A 17,302-nucleotide genomic window follows, 5' to 3' on the forward strand; every position below is an offset into this window, starting at 1 on the left:
AGATGGTATGGTCACAGTTACCTATAAAGTAGCATCTACGTCAGCAAGCACAAGCGCAGTAGCGTCTACCTCAGCAAGCACAAGTGCGGTAGCGTCTACCTCAGCATCAACAAGTGCTGTAGCCTCTACCTCAGCATCGACTAGCGCCGTAGCGTCTACGTCAGCAAGTACAAGCGCCGTAGCGTCTACCTCAGCAAGCACAAGCGCAGTAGCATCTACCTCAGCCTCAACAAGCGCCGTAGCATCTACGTCAGCCTCAACAAGCGCCGTAGCCTCAACATCAGCAAGCACAAGTGCGGTAGCGTCTACGTCAGCGTCAACAAGCGCCGTAGCCTCAACATCAGCAAGCACAAGTGCGGTAGCGTCTACGTCAGCCTCAACAAGCGCCGTAGCGTCTACCTCAGCAAGCACAAGTGCGGTAGCGTCTACGTCAGCCAGCACAAGTGCGGTAGCGTCTACGTCAGCCAGCACAAGTGCGGTAGCTTCTACATCAGCATCAACAAGTGCGGTAGCCTCTACATCAGCAACGGTAGCGTCTACGTCAGCATCAACAAGTGCAGTAGCGTCTACCTCAGCAAGTACTAGCGCAGTAGCGTCTACGTCAGCGTCAACAAGTGCCGTAGCGTCTACGTCAGCAAGCACAAGCGCAGTAGCATCTACCTCAGCCTCAACAAGTGCAGTAGCATCTACGTCAGCCTCAACAAGCGCCGTAGCGTCTACTTCAGCAAGCACAAGCGCCGTAGCGTCTACCTCAGCGTCAACAAGTGCAGTAGCGTCTACCTCAGCAAGCACAAGTGCCGTAGCGTCTACCTCAGCGTCAACAAGTGCCGTAGCGTCTACATCAGCATCAACAAGTGCAGTAGCGTCTACCTCAGCGTCAACAAGTGCAGTAGCGTCTACCTCAGCAAGCACAAGCGCCGTAGCGTCTACCTCAGCATCAACAAGTGCGGTAGCGTCTACCTCAGCATCAACAAGTGCGGTAGCCTCTACATCAGCAAGCACAAGTGCTGTAGCATCTACGTCAGCCAGCACAAGCGCCGTAGCGTCTACCTCAGCATCAACCAGTGCCGTAGCGTCTACGTCAGCAAGCACAAGCGCCGTAGCATCTACCTCAGCAAGCACAAGTGCTGTAGCGTCTACATCAGCCAGCACAAGTGCTGTAGCGTCTACGTCAGCAAGCACAAGCGCTGTAGCATCTACGTCAGCATCAACTAGCGCGGTAGCATCTACGTCAGCGTCAACAAGTGCCGTAGCGTCTACGTCAGCAAGCACAAGCGCGGTAGCATCTACCTCAGCATCAACAAGTGCGGTAGCGTCTACCTCAGCAAGTACTAGCGCAGTAGCATCTACCTCAGCCTCAACCAGCGCAGTAGCGTCTACCTCAGCGTCAACCAGCGCAGTAGCATCTACCTCAGCGTCAACCAGTGCGGTAGCGTCTACTTCAGCGTCAACCAGTGCGGTAGCCTCTACCTCAGCAAGCACAAGCGCAGTGGCGTCTACCTCAGCCAGCACAAGTGCGGTAGCGTCTACCTCAGCAAGCACGAGTGCGGTAGCGTCTACCTCAGCAAGCACAAGCGCAGTAGCGTCTACCTCAGCAAGCACAAGTGCGGTAGCGTCTACCTCAGCATCAACAAGTGCTGTAGCCTCTACCTCAGCATCGACTAGCGCCGTAGCGTCTACGTCAGCAAGTACAAGCGCCGTAGCGTCTACCTCAGCAAGCACAAGCGCAGTAGCATCTACCTCAGCCTCAACAAGCGCCGTAGCATCTACGTCAGCCTCAACAAGCGCCGTAGCCTCAACATCAGCAAGCACAAGTGCGGTAGCGTCTACGTCAGCGTCAACAAGCGCCGTAGCCTCAACATCAGCAAGCACAAGTGCGGTAGCGTCTACGTCAGCCTCAACAAGCGCCGTAGCGTCTACCTCAGCAAGCACAAGTGCGGTAGCGTCTACGTCAGCCAGCACAAGTGCGGTAGCGTCTACGTCAGCCAGCACAAGTGCGGTAGCTTCTACATCAGCATCAACAAGTGCGGTAGCCTCTACATCAGCAAGCACAAGCGCAGTAGCATCTACGTCAGCCAGCACAAGTGCGGTAGCTTCTACATCAGCATCAACAAGCGCCGTAGCGTCTACCTCAGCATCAACAAGTGCAGTAGCGTCTACTTCAGCGTCAACAAGTGCGGTAGCGTCTACTTCAGCAAGCACAAGCGCAGTAGCATCTACGTCAGCAAGCACAAGTGCTGTAGCGTCTACCTCAGCATCAACTAGCGCGGTAGCATCTACGTCAGCAAGCACAAGTGCCGTAGCCTCTACCTCAGCAAGTACTAGCGCAGTAGCGTCTACCTCAGCGTCAACAAGCGCCGTAGCGTCTACATCAGCAAGTACTAGCGCAGTAGCGTCTACCTCAGCAAGCACAAGTGCGGTAGCGTCTACCTCAGCAAGCACAAGTGCCGTAGCGTCTACATCAGCAAGTACTAGCGCAGTAGCCTCTACATCAGCCAGCACAAGTGCGGTAGCGTCTACATCAGCGTCAACAAGTGCAGTAGCATCTACGTCAGCCAGCACAAGTGCGGTAGCGTCTACATCAGCGTCAACAAGTGCAGTAGCATCTACGTCAGCCAGCACAAGCGCCGTAGCGTCTACATCAGCAAGCACAAGTGCCGTAGCATCTACGTCAGCGTCAACAAGTGCGGTAGCGTCTACGTCAGCATCAACAAGTGCAGTAGCGTCTACCTCAGCAAGTACTAGCGCAGTAGCGTCTACGTCAGCGTCAACAAGTGCCGTAGCGTCTACGTCAGCAAGCACAAGCGCAGTAGCATCTACCTCAGCCTCAACAAGTGCAGTAGCATCTACGTCAGCCTCAACAAGCGCCGTAGCGTCTACTTCAGCAAGCACAAGCGCCGTAGCGTCTACCTCAGCGTCAACAAGTGCAGTAGCGTCTACCTCAGCAAGCACAAGTGCCGTAGCGTCTACCTCAGCGTCAACAAGTGCCGTAGCGTCTACATCAGCATCAACAAGTGCAGTAGCGTCTACCTCAGCGTCAACAAGTGCAGTAGCGTCTACCTCAGCAAGCACAAGCGCCGTAGCGTCTACCTCAGCATCAACAAGTGCGGTAGCGTCTACCTCAGCATCAACAAGTGCGGTAGCCTCTACATCAGCAAGCACAAGTGCTGTAGCATCTACGTCAGCCAGCACAAGCGCCGTAGCGTCTACCTCAGCATCAACCAGTGCCGTAGCGTCTACGTCAGCAAGCACAAGCGCCGTAGCATCTACCTCAGCAAGCACAAGTGCTGTAGCGTCTACATCAGCCAGCACAAGTGCTGTAGCGTCTACGTCAGCAAGCACAAGCGCTGTAGCATCTACGTCAGCATCAACTAGCGCGGTAGCATCTACGTCAGCGTCAACAAGTGCCGTAGCGTCTACGTCAGCAAGCACAAGCGCGGTAGCATCTACCTCAGCATCAACAAGTGCGGTAGCCTCTACATCAGCAAGCACAAGCGCAGTAGCATCTACGTCAGCCAGCACAAGTGCGGTAGCTTCTACATCAGCATCAACAAGCGCCGTAGCGTCTACCTCAGCATCAACAAGTGCAGTAGCGTCTACGTCAGCAAGCACAAGCGCGGTAGCATCTACCTCAGCCTCAACAAGCGCCGTAGCGTCTACCTCAGCATCAACAAGTGCAGTAGCATCTACCTCAGCCTCAACAAGTGCCGTAGCGTCTACCTCAGCGTCAACAAGTGCCGTAGCGTCTACATCAGCATCAACAAGTGCAGTAGCGTCTACCTCAGCGTCAACAAGTGCCGTAGCGTCTACCTCAGCAAGCACAAGTGCTGTAGCATCTACGTCAGCCAGCACAAGCGCCGTAGCGTCTACATCAGCAAGTACTAGCGCAGTAGCCTCTACCTCAGCCAGCACAAGTGCGGTAGCGTCTACCTCAGCAAGCACAAGTGCCGTAGCGTCTACCTCAGCAAGTACTAGCGCAGTAGCCTCTACATCAGCCAGCACAAGCGCTGTAGCATCTACCTCAGCAAGCACAAGCGCTGTAGCGTCTACATCAGCAAGTACTAGCGCCGTAGCGTCTACATCAGCATCAACAAGTGCCGTAGCGTCTACCTCAGCAAGCACAAGCGCAGTAGCGTCTACCTCAGCGTCAACAAGTGCAGTAGCGTCTACGTCAGCCTCAACAAGTGCGGTAGCCTCTACCTCAGCATCGACTAGCGCCGTAGCGTCTACGTCAGCAAGCACAAGTGCCGTAGCTTCTACCTCAGCCAGCACAAGCGCCGTAGCGTCTACGTCAGCCTCAACAAGTGCCGTAGCGTCTACGTCAGCATCGACTAGCGCGGTAGCGTCTACGTCAGCGTCAACAAGTGCTGTAGCATCTACGTCAGCAAGCACAAGCGCAGTAGCGTCTACGTCAGCGTCAACAAGCGCCGTAGCCTCTACGTCAGCGTCAACAAGCGCCGTAGCATCTACCTCAGCAAGTACTAGCGCTGTAGCCTCTACCTCAGCATCAACAAGTGCCGTAGCGTCTACCTCAGCGTCAACAAGTGCTGTAGCTTCTACCTCAGCAAGTACAAGTGCGGTAGCGTCTACCTCAGCCTCAACAAGTGCGGTAGCGTCTACCTCAGCAAGCACAAGTGCGGTAGCATCTACCTCAGCATCAACAAGTGCCGTAGCTTCTACCTCAGCAAGTACAAGTGCTGTAGCGTCTACATCAGCATCAACAAGTGCCGTAGCGTCTACCTCAGCGTCAACAAGTGCCGTAGCGTCTACCTCAGCAAGTACAAGTGCCGTAGCGTCTACCTCAGCAAGCACAAGCGCAGTAGCCTCTACATCAGCAAGTACTAGCGCCGTAGCGTCTACATCAGCAAGTACAAGTGCCGTAGCGTCTACATCAGCGTCAACTAGCGCGGTAGCGTCTACATCAGCATCAACAAGTGCGGTAGCGTCTACCTCAGCAAGTACTAGCGCAGTAGCATCTACCTCAGCCTCAACCAGCGCAGTAGCGTCTACCTCAGCGTCAACCAGCGCAGTAGCATCTACCTCAGCGTCAACCAGTGCGGTAGCGTCTACTTCAGCGTCAACCAGTGCGGTAGCCTCTACCTCAGCAAGCACAAGCGCAGTGGCGTCTACCTCAGCCAGCACAAGTGCGGTAGCGTCTACCTCAGCAAGCACGAGTGCGGTAGCGTCTACCTCAGCAAGCACAAGCGCAGTAGCGTCTACCTCAGCAAGCACAAGTGCGGTAGCGTCTACCTCAGCATCAACAAGTGCTGTAGCCTCTACCTCAGCATCGACTAGCGCCGTAGCGTCTACGTCAGCAAGTACAAGCGCCGTAGCGTCTACCTCAGCAAGCACAAGCGCAGTAGCATCTACCTCAGCCTCAACAAGCGCCGTAGCATCTACGTCAGCCTCAACAAGCGCCGTAGCCTCAACATCAGCAAGCACAAGTGCGGTAGCGTCTACGTCAGCGTCAACAAGCGCCGTAGCCTCAACATCAGCAAGCACAAGTGCGGTAGCGTCTACGTCAGCCTCAACAAGCGCCGTAGCGTCTACCTCAGCAAGCACAAGTGCGGTAGCGTCTACGTCAGCCAGCACAAGTGCGGTAGCGTCTACGTCAGCCAGCACAAGTGCGGTAGCTTCTACATCAGCATCAACAAGTGCGGTAGCCTCTACATCAGCAAGCACAAGCGCAGTAGCATCTACGTCAGCCAGCACAAGTGCGGTAGCTTCTACATCAGCATCAACAAGCGCCGTAGCGTCTACCTCAGCATCAACAAGTGCAGTAGCGTCTACTTCAGCGTCAACAAGTGCGGTAGCGTCTACTTCAGCAAGCACAAGCGCAGTAGCATCTACGTCAGCAAGCACAAGTGCTGTAGCGTCTACCTCAGCATCAACTAGCGCGGTAGCATCTACGTCAGCAAGCACAAGTGCCGTAGCCTCTACCTCAGCAAGTACTAGCGCAGTAGCGTCTACCTCAGCGTCAACAAGCGCCGTAGCGTCTACATCAGCAAGTACTAGCGCAGTAGCGTCTACCTCAGCAAGCACAAGTGCGGTAGCGTCTACCTCAGCAAGCACAAGTGCGGTAGCGTCTACATCAGCAAGTACTAGCGCAGTAGCCTCTACATCAGCCAGCACAAGTGCGGTAGCGTCTACATCAGCGTCAACAAGTGCAGTAGCATCTACGTCAGCCAGCACAAGTGCGGTAGCGTCTACATCAGCGTCAACAAGTGCAGTAGCATCTACGTCAGCCAGCACAAGCGCCGTAGCGTCTACCTCAGCAAGCACAAGTGCCGTAGCATCTACGTCAGCGTCAACAAGTGCGGTAGCGTCTACGTCAGCATCAACAAGTGCAGTAGCGTCTACCTCAGCAAGTACTAGCGCAGTAGCGTCTACGTCAGCGTCAACAAGTGCCGTAGCGTCTACGTCAGCAAGCACAAGCGCAGTAGCATCTACCTCAGCCTCAACAAGTGCAGTAGCATCTACGTCAGCCTCAACAAGCGCCGTAGCGTCTACTTCAGCAAGCACAAGCGCCGTAGCGTCTACCTCAGCGTCAACAAGTGCAGTAGCGTCTACCTCAGCAAGCACAAGTGCCGTAGCGTCTACCTCAGCGTCAACAAGTGCCGTAGCGTCTACATCAGCATCAACAAGTGCAGTAGCGTCTACCTCAGCGTCAACAAGTGCAGTAGCGTCTACCTCAGCAAGCACAAGCGCCGTAGCGTCTACCTCAGCATCAACAAGTGCGGTAGCGTCTACCTCAGCATCAACAAGTGCGGTAGCCTCTACATCAGCAAGCACAAGTGCTGTAGCATCTACGTCAGCCAGCACAAGCGCCGTAGCGTCTACCTCAGCATCAACCAGTGCCGTAGCGTCTACGTCAGCAAGCACAAGCGCCGTAGCATCTACCTCAGCAAGCACAAGTGCTGTAGCGTCTACATCAGCCAGCACAAGTGCTGTAGCGTCTACGTCAGCAAGCACAAGCGCTGTAGCATCTACGTCAGCATCAACTAGCGCGGTAGCATCTACGTCAGCGTCAACAAGTGCCGTAGCGTCTACGTCAGCAAGCACAAGCGCGGTAGCATCTACCTCAGCATCAACAAGTGCGGTAGCCTCTACATCAGCAAGCACAAGCGCAGTAGCATCTACGTCAGCCAGCACAAGTGCGGTAGCTTCTACATCAGCATCAACAAGCGCCGTAGCGTCTACCTCAGCATCAACAAGTGCAGTAGCGTCTACGTCAGCAAGCACAAGCGCGGTAGCATCTACCTCAGCCTCAACAAGCGCCGTAGCGTCTACCTCAGCATCAACAAGTGCAGTAGCATCTACCTCAGCCTCAACAAGTGCCGTAGCGTCTACCTCAGCGTCAACAAGTGCCGTAGCGTCTACATCAGCATCAACAAGTGCAGTAGCGTCTACCTCAGCGTCAACAAGTGCCGTAGCGTCTACCTCAGCAAGCACAAGTGCTGTAGCATCTACGTCAGCCAGCACAAGCGCCGTAGCGTCTACATCAGCAAGTACTAGCGCAGTAGCCTCTACCTCAGCCAGCACAAGTGCGGTAGCGTCTACCTCAGCAAGCACAAGTGCCGTAGCGTCTACCTCAGCAAGTACTAGCGCAGTAGCCTCTACATCAGCCAGCACAAGCGCTGTAGCATCTACCTCAGCAAGCACAAGCGCTGTAGCGTCTACATCAGCAAGTACTAGCGCCGTAGCGTCTACATCAGCATCAACAAGTGCCGTAGCGTCTACCTCAGCAAGCACAAGCGCAGTAGCGTCTACCTCAGCGTCAACAAGTGCAGTAGCGTCTACGTCAGCCTCAACAAGTGCGGTAGCCTCTACCTCAGCATCGACTAGCGCCGTAGCGTCTACGTCAGCAAGCACAAGTGCCGTAGCTTCTACCTCAGCCAGCACAAGCGCCGTAGCGTCTACGTCAGCCTCAACAAGTGCCGTAGCGTCTACCTCAGCATCGACTAGCGCGGTAGCGTCTACGTCAGCGTCAACAAGTGCTGTAGCATCTACGTCAGCAAGCACAAGCGCAGTAGCGTCTACGTCAGCGTCAACAAGCGCCGTAGCATCTACATCAGCATCAACAAGTGCCGTAGCGTCTACCTCAGCAAGCACAAGTGCCGTAGCGTCTACCTCAGCGTCAACAAGTGCCGTAGCATCTACCTCAGCATCAACAAGTGCGGTAGCATCTACCTCAGCAAGCACAAGCGCCGTAGCGTCTACGTCAGCAAGTACAAGCGCCGTAGCGTCTACTTCAGCGTCAACAAGTGCTGTAGCATCAGTAGTTACAAGTAAAGGATTGCCTGAAATCCATTCTAAGAGTGCTCTTGATATTGCCAGTGTAATTGCTTCTGATTCAATTAGTACTTCTGTATCTGAATCGGCGTCAGTAAGTACCTCAGTGTCTGAATCATTCTCAAGATTATCAAGTATGTCAAATCCGGATAGTACTGATAAGCCAGAGTTTAGTTTGAGTGACAGCGCTTCGCAGTCAACTAGTCTAAGCGTGTCAATCTCAACATCAGTGTCTATGTCGACTTCGACAAGTAAGTCACTTTCAGGTGAAGCTTCTGAGAGTGCTTCAACGTCAATCTCGCTTGTAGGATCAAATGTTGATCATTCGACTTCACACGTTGGAAATGGTGCCGGATCGACAGATAAGTCAAGACAGCAGTTGCCAAATACAGGTACAGAAGCTTCTAAATCATCTGTACTTCTAGGTGCTTTGACTGCTGTAACCGGTCTAGGTCTGATTGCGAAACGCCGCAAACGGGATGATGAAGAAGAAATGTAAACAATCTTTCTGTAGCAGACTTCTCTACGGATAGATGTTTGAAAAAGTGGATGGAACAGAAGTTTCGATCATAAGAAAAAGTGAACAAAACTAGTTTTCTGGAAATCAGAATTCAGTTTAGTTCACTTTTTTATTTTATGGAAAATTGAAACTACAACAGTACACAAAGGCTACTAAAACATTTCTAGAAATTAATAATCCTTTCCTGATCGGTTTGTTCATATCTTTTTTTCATCCACAATAAATAAGAAATCCTACAATTCCAATAATGAAAATGGAATATCTTATTCTTGCTTTAAAGGTGACCTAAGGTTGCTATTTTTCAGCTATGTATGGTTCATCTATTCAATAAAAATATACAAACATCTTAGCGATAATGATATGAAATAAAATTAATTTTCCAGATTATGTATTTTCGAAAAAGAATTTGCACAAAATATAATATAATTAATATTATGTTGAAATCAACCTCAAACAAAATACTTATAAAATAAACTATTTTATAATAATCGTTAGGAAATCGCATCCAACACCTTGTAACAAAAATTTAATATTTCGGAATCTTGAAACATAAAACGCTTAAAAATTGGACTTTATATCTATGAAAACGTTTAAAATTGTCATTTTTCTAATATTTATAAAAAGTAGCATATTTACCTATAATATCTATACAAAATACTTTTTTTTTTAGGTAAAAATGTTTTGAAACTTATTGAATTACTTGCATCTAAAGTGTATAATGTATATTGGTATTTTATTGCTAAATACACATAATTATAAGTGGAAAGGAATCTAAAATATGTTTTTTAGACGCCAAGAAGGTGAATATAGAGAGACGGATCGTGTGACCCGTTTCAAGTTGATCAAGTCGGGTAAGCATTGGTTGCGTGCCTCGACCTCTCAATTTGGTCTCTTTAAAGTCTTGCGTGGTGGTGTAGATGCAGCTCAGGTAACAACTGAAGTGATTGAAGAGCAATCAGCAAATACACTGACTGGACTGGATATCCTGAAAGGGATAGCCGCAGCAGGGACGGTACTTGGAGGAGCAGTTGCAACACAAACAACTGTTTATGCCAACGACGCTCTTGAAAAGACAGTAGAGTCAAATCAAACACTTGCGAATACAGACACAGTAACTTTGGGAACAGTAAAAGATCAGGAGGGGGCTCAAGCCGACAGCTTATCAGTTTCTGTCAGCCAAAGCCAGTCCTTGTCTGAGGAAGCTTCCAAGAATGCAAGTAAGCATCTTTCAGAAAGTGAAAGCCAATCAGTAAGTACTTCAACAAGTGTAAGTACATCGGCAAGCGCATCAGCCTCAACAAGTGCTGTAGCGTCTACATCAGCAAGTACATCGGCTGTAACAAGTGCTTCTCAATCACAAGCTGGAGTAACTTCTGAACTTGCAAAACCAGCAACATCAGAGACAGCTTCAAACAAAGAGACATCTGTTCGTAAGGAAGATGCAGCTAACGTGACAGCTGATGCGGCTCTTTCAAAAGTTATCACTGATAGCCTCGCATCTTTACAAGCAGTTGAAACTCGTTTGAGTCAAATCACATCAACGACTTCAAGTTTGGTGGATACAACGACAACAGCTGCCGTAGCGACTACAGTATCTGCTGAGAGCAACAAGAAAGCCCAAGAAGACCGCAAACGTCTATCTAAAATCTCAGCGACTATGGGTGAATACCTCGCTAAGTCTATCGGTCTGCCAAATACAGAAGCAGCAGTTGCTAAGGTGAATGCTGCTGTAACAGCTATCGAAGAAGCATTGAAAAATCCAAACGCTGACCTTACAGCCGTTATCAAGCAAGCCACATCTGCGCAAAACTCAATCGTCAATGCTGTGCTTCGTGCCCACAATGGTAAACGTAGCCATCTCAATGGTAAGCAAATGGCACGGGGAGTGCATTTGCTAGCTCGTAACCCACAGCTTGGAAGTAATGCTATTAACCATTTTGTAGAGGATCGTGGTAACGGGGAAAAGGTAACCTACTTGACTTCTGGTGAGAGTGACAGTGTGAAGGCTCGTGTTGAACACGAGACCTTTATGAAAGCCACTCCTAAGTTTGATAGCAACGGGAAAGTAACGTCTATCGTCTGGACAGTCATGACCAACCCTGCCCAAACAATGAATAGAACGCAAAATACGCAGTGGTTCCAGATTCCAACTGAAGTCAATATGCCGACTGAAATCTATAGAACGACATATACTAGACGAGTGACAGGACAAGCGGATGCTGATTTTGCAAATCTGCCTGTATCTAACAATCCTGCAGAATTCCCTACTGAGTATAAAAATAATGACAGAAATGGTTCTGTCGAAGTAATCCGTAATTTTGACAAAGTTTCTCTTAACAACGGAGACCAACAATTTAACTTGCTCAAAAAGGTTGCTGCCCACAGTACGCAGGGCTGGGGTGGAGTATATAAAACTCTCTGGGAACAACATGTTAAAGACAAGATTATCTGGAGCAATGACCCTAGAACGATATATAAGCATGTCTATGTAGGGGATCAGGGACGTGTCTCTGTCATGCGTTTTGAAACCACAGTTCCTACTAATGTTACAAATGCTCAGTTGAGAGATATGACCTTCCTCTATGGTCAGGGGACACAAGCCACATCTTGGGCAGGTTCTGCAGCTCATAAGAACCCATTGAAATTGACAGTGCAGCAGGCCTATCCGTTTGCAGCACGTGATGGTGGAACATATATCGTAAATCAGGTTGAAGCACCTTACAATACATCTGAGTTTAACAAGGCTGGATTGAAATGGTGGTACTCAAATAATGATCCAAACCAAGCCTATGTTGACCCTAACCAGTACTTAGTACATCCAGGTACCCAAGACTATTCTGGTAAAAAAGGACCAGATGGAACTAAGATAGACTTCTATCAGGGAAATAACCTTGTTGCAAAAAATCAAATTGGTCGTACTCCTGGAGTCTTTGAATACAACATCCGTCGTGTCTTCCCTAATAATGAAGGAACGGTAAATACACCAGTTAAGTTTGTTGTAAAACCAAAAACTCCAGAAATCACAACAACTTTACAAGAAAATGTATCGTCTCAAAACATCACGGTAGGAAATGCAACTCCAAACAAGAAGGTATATCTGTATAAAAATGGTGGCAATAGACCGGAGGATATACTAGAAACTACTGCTAATGGGCAAGGGGTTGCTACCTTCAATAATGTTTCAATGGCAAATGGCGACACCTTTAGAGCCAAGGTGAAAATTGATAACCAAGCTTCTTATCAAGATAAGAATGGGGCAACGAAGAATTATGTAGAATCTGAGTTTAGTAATGCCGTCACAGCTCGCTTCACAGATACAGAAAAGCCAAAGATTACGAAAATCGTAGTCAATAAGGGTGCTAAGGTAGATGATACAAATCCTCGTAAGATTCTCGTTTATCGTGAAGAAGAGATTGATGTCGATATCAAGTTGACGGATAACCTTAAACGACTAGATAAGATCAAAGTTCGTGACAATGACGGGAATGCAACAGCTCCTAGTGGCAAATTTGAGACAAATGATATTGTTGACAATTCAAAACAAACAGTGATGAATTTCACAACAAATCAAAACAGACTCGGTCAAGAAAATAATGCAACGGATACACAACCAAGTGTTGTAAAATTGACCGGTCATGTCGGAAAAGCCTATACAGGTAATTTAGGTTCATGGACCCGTTATGTAGCAGGTTATGACCACGTTGGTTTGACAAATGATGATGGTACGAAAAATGATAGCAATGCTGCCAAAATCATAGTTGAATACCGTGCGCAAGCGGAGAAGTACGCACCAACAGCTGCTACTCAAAACGTAGATATTAAAGCAGATGGTCGTGTTCGTTTTGATAATCCTGAAACTTATATCACCAACCGTTCAAGTCTCCCAACTAACGGAACAACAGCTGGGACTAAGACAACCTATGCTTGGGCTGATGCAGAACCAACAAACTGGACAGCAGGTCAACATACACGTGATATTATAGTCACTTACCCAGATGGTTCAACAGATAGAGTTACAGTACAGTTTAACGCTAGTGATAATATTGCACCAAACGTAACGGTTCAAGGAAAAACTCTTTCTACAACTCGTCCTACTGAATCGGATGCACCGCTCTTTACAGTCTATCGTGGCGCTACCTTTAACCCAATCGTTAAAGCTTGGGATAACTCAGGTAAGTTGACTAAATTGCAGGTTAAAAATCTACCAGGTGGTGTGACATCAGGAAACTTTGCAGAGCAAAATGGTAAAACAGAAAGCAACCAGTATTCTGGACGTCTGATTAATGGAACAGTAAATGATAATCAAGCGCTTGGTACTCACATAGCTGAAGTTGTCGTATCGGATGGAACAACTGAAGTAACTCGTTACATGAAGTACCGTATTGTTGATGTTGTTCCTAAAAACTTGGACACTAATGGTGAAGTCTATAAAAACATGGGTGATAAGCTTGGAGATGCCCACTACTATATTGGAACGACAAGCAATGGTAACCTAGAGGATGATAAATACTTCCCAGGTGGAATGAACTTCGATAAGTGGAAAAATGCTCAAAGGGGAGATGCTACTAGAGAAGACTTAATTAATACAAACCCTGGTAAATGGACTTACAATGCTATCGCTACCTTCCCTGATGATACAAAGGATGAAGCGAGTACAACTCGAACAACCTTTACACCGAGTGAACGAGAAGTTCGAGTTGGATTTGTATTAAAACCAAGTAGACCAGAGATTACTCCTCTCCTAAACGGTGATGTGACTGTTGCCCCTAAAACATCTGAGACCACAGTTAATCGAATGGAAGTTACCTACACACCAACAGATTCTTCAACGAACAAGACCTTGACTGCTAGAAAAGCGTCAAATGGTACCTGGTCCTTGAATGAAACGCCATCGGGTGTGACAATTAATTCTTCAACTGGTGTCGTAAGTCTCCCAGAGAGAGTGACCAAGGATGGTTCAACGCTTAGTGCATTCACTTATACGTCGGACAATCGTGCCAGTGATGAATCCTCAACTCGTTTGGTAGTAGATAAAGAAGCTCCAGTTATCATAGCGACAAATGGTACTGCTACAACAGGTGAGAACGTGGATATTCCATTGACAGTTGTGGATACGGGTGTTGGTCTTGCCGATACAAATGGTGTTGTGATTACAGGTCTTCCTGCAGGTTTGAGCTATTCAAATGGTAAAATCACAGGTACAACAACAGCTCCGGCGGGTAGTTATCCAGTAACAATCGTTGCTAAAGATAAACTAGGAAACTCAAATGCTAAGAATCCGACAAGGATTACCATCACTGTTCAAACTCAAGCAAGTAAGTACAATGTCACAACTAAAAACAATGGTAACTTCTATGCGGTTCAAGATGAAGCTGTTGCGAACTTAATTCCGAGAGACTTTGTCAATGGTACTATTCCAGAAACAGCTAAAGTCACATGGAAAACAGCACCAACGACAGGTGATGTTGGTTCAGGGAAAACAGCAGTCCTTACCATCACTTACCCAGATCGTTCAACAACAGACTTGAACTACACTTACCAAGTCTATCCAAAACTGGAAACTAAGACGAATAACAATCAAACAGGTAACTTCCATGCCTTCAAGAACTATAACCGTATTGGTGGACATACTTCAGTTTATACAAATATGGGGGTTAACACAGGTTTCAACAACCCTGATATTCCTATGAAATGGGAGTACTCATACCGCCTAAACAATGAGGGTGCTGAACGTAAGTCTACAGGAAACAATCCAACCTTTAGTTCAGTTTGGCATACAGAAGATAAAGATCCTGAAAACCAAACACACAAGACAAGATACACATTGAATGCTACCTATCCAACTGGTCGTTTCGGTGCAGTATCTGCAGACAATCCTGCCTTGACAACTTCAACGCAATGGGATTATGCCGTTTATGAGTATACTAAAGCAAAAGATGTGTTTGAAACAACCCAAGGAGATCTTGCTGGTCTGGGTTCAATAGTGGAAACACCAAAAGATGCTACAAAACCTACAGATGGTCGTACAGAGGTACCAGAGGGTACGACATTCGTGTGGCACAATGGAGAAAAACCAGATAACACAACTGTTGCAAATCCTGGTTTTTCTATCCATCGAATAAGTATGACATTGCCGGGTGACTCAAGTAATACAGTGCATACACTTCCAGTAGATAGAGAAGTGAAGGTTCTAGTGAAAGTTAATCCTAAGACACCGGTTATTGTAGAAAATACAATCTCTGAAAAAGGTGGTTTGCCAAATCAATCTATTCAGATTGACAACGTTGTTCCAGGTGCAACAGTTAGCCTTACAATTGCTGGTAAAACAATCACTAAGACAGCTGGATCTAATGCTACAAGTGTAACCTTTGATGCTACTGACTTACAACCAGTCTATGCAGCTAATAATGGTCTTCTTCCTGTAGGAGATATCACTGTTAATCAGGCAGTTACACGTCGTGATCCTAGTGATAATACAGATAAGGTCTTGACCTCTGCAACAGCAACGGGAACGATTGCTCGTGAAACAGTAGCTCCAGTAGCTCAGGATACAGTTGTAGAAGTCTGGGATGAAAAGACGAAAACATGGAAGGCTGTACCGAAGTCTACAGATGCAAGTGGTCTCGTGACACATACCTTCTATGCAGGTGATAAACTCCGCTTTACAACCAAGTTCACAGATAACAGTGATAAGATTGCGAATACTGTCGTAAGACAAGGTTCAAACACAGCATCAGCAACAGATAACGTCCTACATAGTACTTGGGGAACTGCTGCGCCAAATAATATCACAACAGTTACACCATCTACTGCAACATCACCAGCAACAGTTGTACAAGAAGGAACAGTTAGGGCTGATCTTCAACATACTGAAGGTCAACACGTTACTCGTGCCATTGTCGCAGAAGATGTAGTTGGAAACCGTTCTGAGGGAAGCCGCTTCCGTCTGAAACAAGGTAAATTGGCTGAGAAATACCCAGGTGTAGATCCAACGACTAAGTTTGTCGTTGCAGATGCAGCAAACTTGACGCCAGAAGAAAAAGTGCAAGTACTTGCAGCGATTAGGGCAGCTAACCCACAAACAGATAGAAAAATTACAAACTACACTCAAAATGAAAATGGTTCTGTAACCATTACTTATGCAGATGGTACGACAAATACAGTTCAACCAAACGTCAAGTATGGTGTAGAAAAAGTTTCTGATAGATTCTATGCTATTAGTGATGAAACATTGGCAGACTTGGATCCAAGAAAATTTGTACGTGGAGTAGGAAATAAAGCCTTACCTGATAATACGCAAGTCACTTGGAAAACAGGAAGTGAGCCAACGTTTGATACGCTTGGAGAACGTACAGCAACCTTATTGGTAACACATCCAGACGGAACAACGGATGAAATTCCTTATAACTACACAATTTATCCAAAAGTTGAGACGCATACAAATAACGGTTTGACAGGTGAGTTTGAAATCAATAAAGGCTGGAACCACATGGGTGGCCATACTCAAGTTTATACAAACTTGAATGATCCTGCCTTCCCTTCAGGAACAAACTGGTCTTATCGTTACAACACAGAACAGGGTGCTACAGAAACAACGGCTAATAGACCAACCTTTAGTGCAATTTGGAATAATGATAAATTAGGTAAAGAAACTTATACTGTAAAAGCGACATACGGTGTCAGTCGTTTTGGAACTATTACACCAGAAAACACAGAGCTTTCTAGTGAGGTTTCCTTTAACTACACTGTATTAGAATATACTGCTAAGCAGGTATTTGAAACAACAGTTGGTGACACAGCCCCTCTTGCAAGCATTATTGCCAATGCCAAGGAAGCTGTTAAGCCAGTTGATGGAAGTCCAGAAGCTCTTGCTCCTACTGGATTTGCATGGAATACTAATCAAACTCCAGATGCAGCAGCGGTGGCGAATCCGGGTTATGTGACAAGAAATGTCAAGATGACTTTGAGAGATTCTAGTGGTAAAACAAGAGATATTAATATCCCTGTAACTATCAAAGTCAACCTAACAACACCACAAATTGCAGATGATCAAGTAACAAATACAGGTGGTCTTCCAAACCGTGGTATTACTGTGACAAATGTGACACCAGGTGCAACAGTAACCTTGAGAATAGGAAGTAAGGAAATTCCGAAGACAGTGCCAGCTGGTGCTACAAGTGTCGCATTTGGAGCAGATGAATTAGCAGATAGTAACGGTCTGCTTCCAACAGGAAACGTAACGGTTACACAGACCAAGCAAGTTACAAATCCTACAACAGGAGCAACAGAGGACTTTACAGCGTCAGCGACTACAACAATTACTAAGGAAACAGAAGCGCCTAATGTTGAATACAAAGTTCAAATTAAAAATGCAGCAGGTGAGTGGGAAGACGCGCCTAAGAAAGTTGTTCGAACAGGTAGACCAGAAGGTTATGAAATCTTTGCAGGTGATGAATATCGTGTAGTAGTAACTTCTACAGATAACAGTGG

The 17,302-nt window shown here is 47.3% G+C and carries 5 protein-coding genes and 3 pseudogenes; 4 read left to right on the top strand and 4 right to left on the bottom strand.

The features are described from left to right. Nucleotides 1–21 precede the first annotated feature (21 nt). Nucleotides 22–8,202 (bottom strand): hypothetical protein, encoded by an 8,181-nt coding sequence (locus tag ACAM22_RS01970; protein WP_369606858.1) that lies wholly within the window; start codon nucleotides 8,200–8,202, stop codon nucleotides 22–24. A gap of 226 nt (nucleotides 8,203–8,428) precedes the next feature. Here ACAM22_RS01970 and ACAM22_RS01975 point away from each other — a divergent pair, with 226 nt between their 5' ends. Next, a complete protein-coding gene (locus tag ACAM22_RS01975; protein ID WP_369607011.1) occupies nucleotides 8,429–8,791 on the top strand; it encodes an LPXTG cell wall anchor domain-containing protein in 363 nt (120 codons plus the stop codon). A 799-nt stretch (nucleotides 8,792–9,590) separates the two neighbouring features. Then, nucleotides 9,591–9,785, top strand: a pseudogene (locus ACAM22_RS01980) (accessory Sec-dependent serine-rich glycoprotein adhesin); the annotation flags it as partial. Nucleotides 9,786–10,339: 554 nt separating this feature from the next. On the opposite strand, the gene ACAM22_RS01985 reads toward ACAM22_RS01980, so the two are convergent. After that, nucleotides 10,340–10,633 carry a hypothetical protein gene (locus tag ACAM22_RS01985; RefSeq protein ID WP_369606859.1) on the bottom strand — a complete coding sequence of 98 codons (294 nt, stop codon included), beginning with the start codon at nucleotides 10,631–10,633 and terminating at the stop codon, nucleotides 10,340–10,342. Between the two features lie 52 nt (nucleotides 10,634–10,685). On the opposite strand from ACAM22_RS01985, the pseudogene ACAM22_RS01990 reads away from it, so the two are divergent. Continuing rightward, nucleotides 10,686–12,779 (top strand): annotated as a pseudogene (locus ACAM22_RS01990) (sialoglycan-binding domain-containing protein); the annotation flags it as partial. Nucleotides 12,780–13,618: 839 nt separating this feature from the next. Here ACAM22_RS01990 and ACAM22_RS01995 read toward each other — a convergent pair. Next, nucleotides 13,619–13,789 carry a hypothetical protein gene (locus ACAM22_RS01995; RefSeq protein WP_369606860.1) on the bottom strand — a complete coding sequence of 57 codons (171 nt, stop codon included), beginning with the start codon at nucleotides 13,787–13,789 and terminating at the stop codon, nucleotides 13,619–13,621. A 472-nt stretch (nucleotides 13,790–14,261) separates the two neighbouring features. Between ACAM22_RS01995 and ACAM22_RS02000 the strand changes: the two are divergent. Further along, nucleotides 14,262–16,157: pseudogene (locus tag ACAM22_RS02000) on the top strand (hypothetical protein); the annotation flags it as partial. Nucleotides 16,158–16,861: 704 nt separating this feature from the next. On the opposite strand, the gene ACAM22_RS02005 reads toward ACAM22_RS02000, so the two are convergent. After that, entirely contained in the window at nucleotides 16,862–17,167 is a 306-nt protein-coding gene (locus tag ACAM22_RS02005) for a hypothetical protein (RefSeq protein ID WP_369606861.1), read from the bottom strand. Between the last annotated feature and the right edge of the window lie 135 nt (nucleotides 17,168–17,302).

Source organism: Streptococcus sp. SN-1 (genome assembly GCF_041154385.1).
GTDB classification, from domain to species: domain Bacteria; phylum Bacillota; class Bacilli; order Lactobacillales; family Streptococcaceae; genus Streptococcus; species Streptococcus mitis_CT.

What these genes read in the sequence shown, in the direction of transcription:
- ACAM22_RS01975 (WP_369607011.1), top strand. Translation starts at nt 8,429, where the DNA reads ATGTCAAATCCGGATAGTACTGATAAGCCAGAGTTTAGTTTGAGTGAC.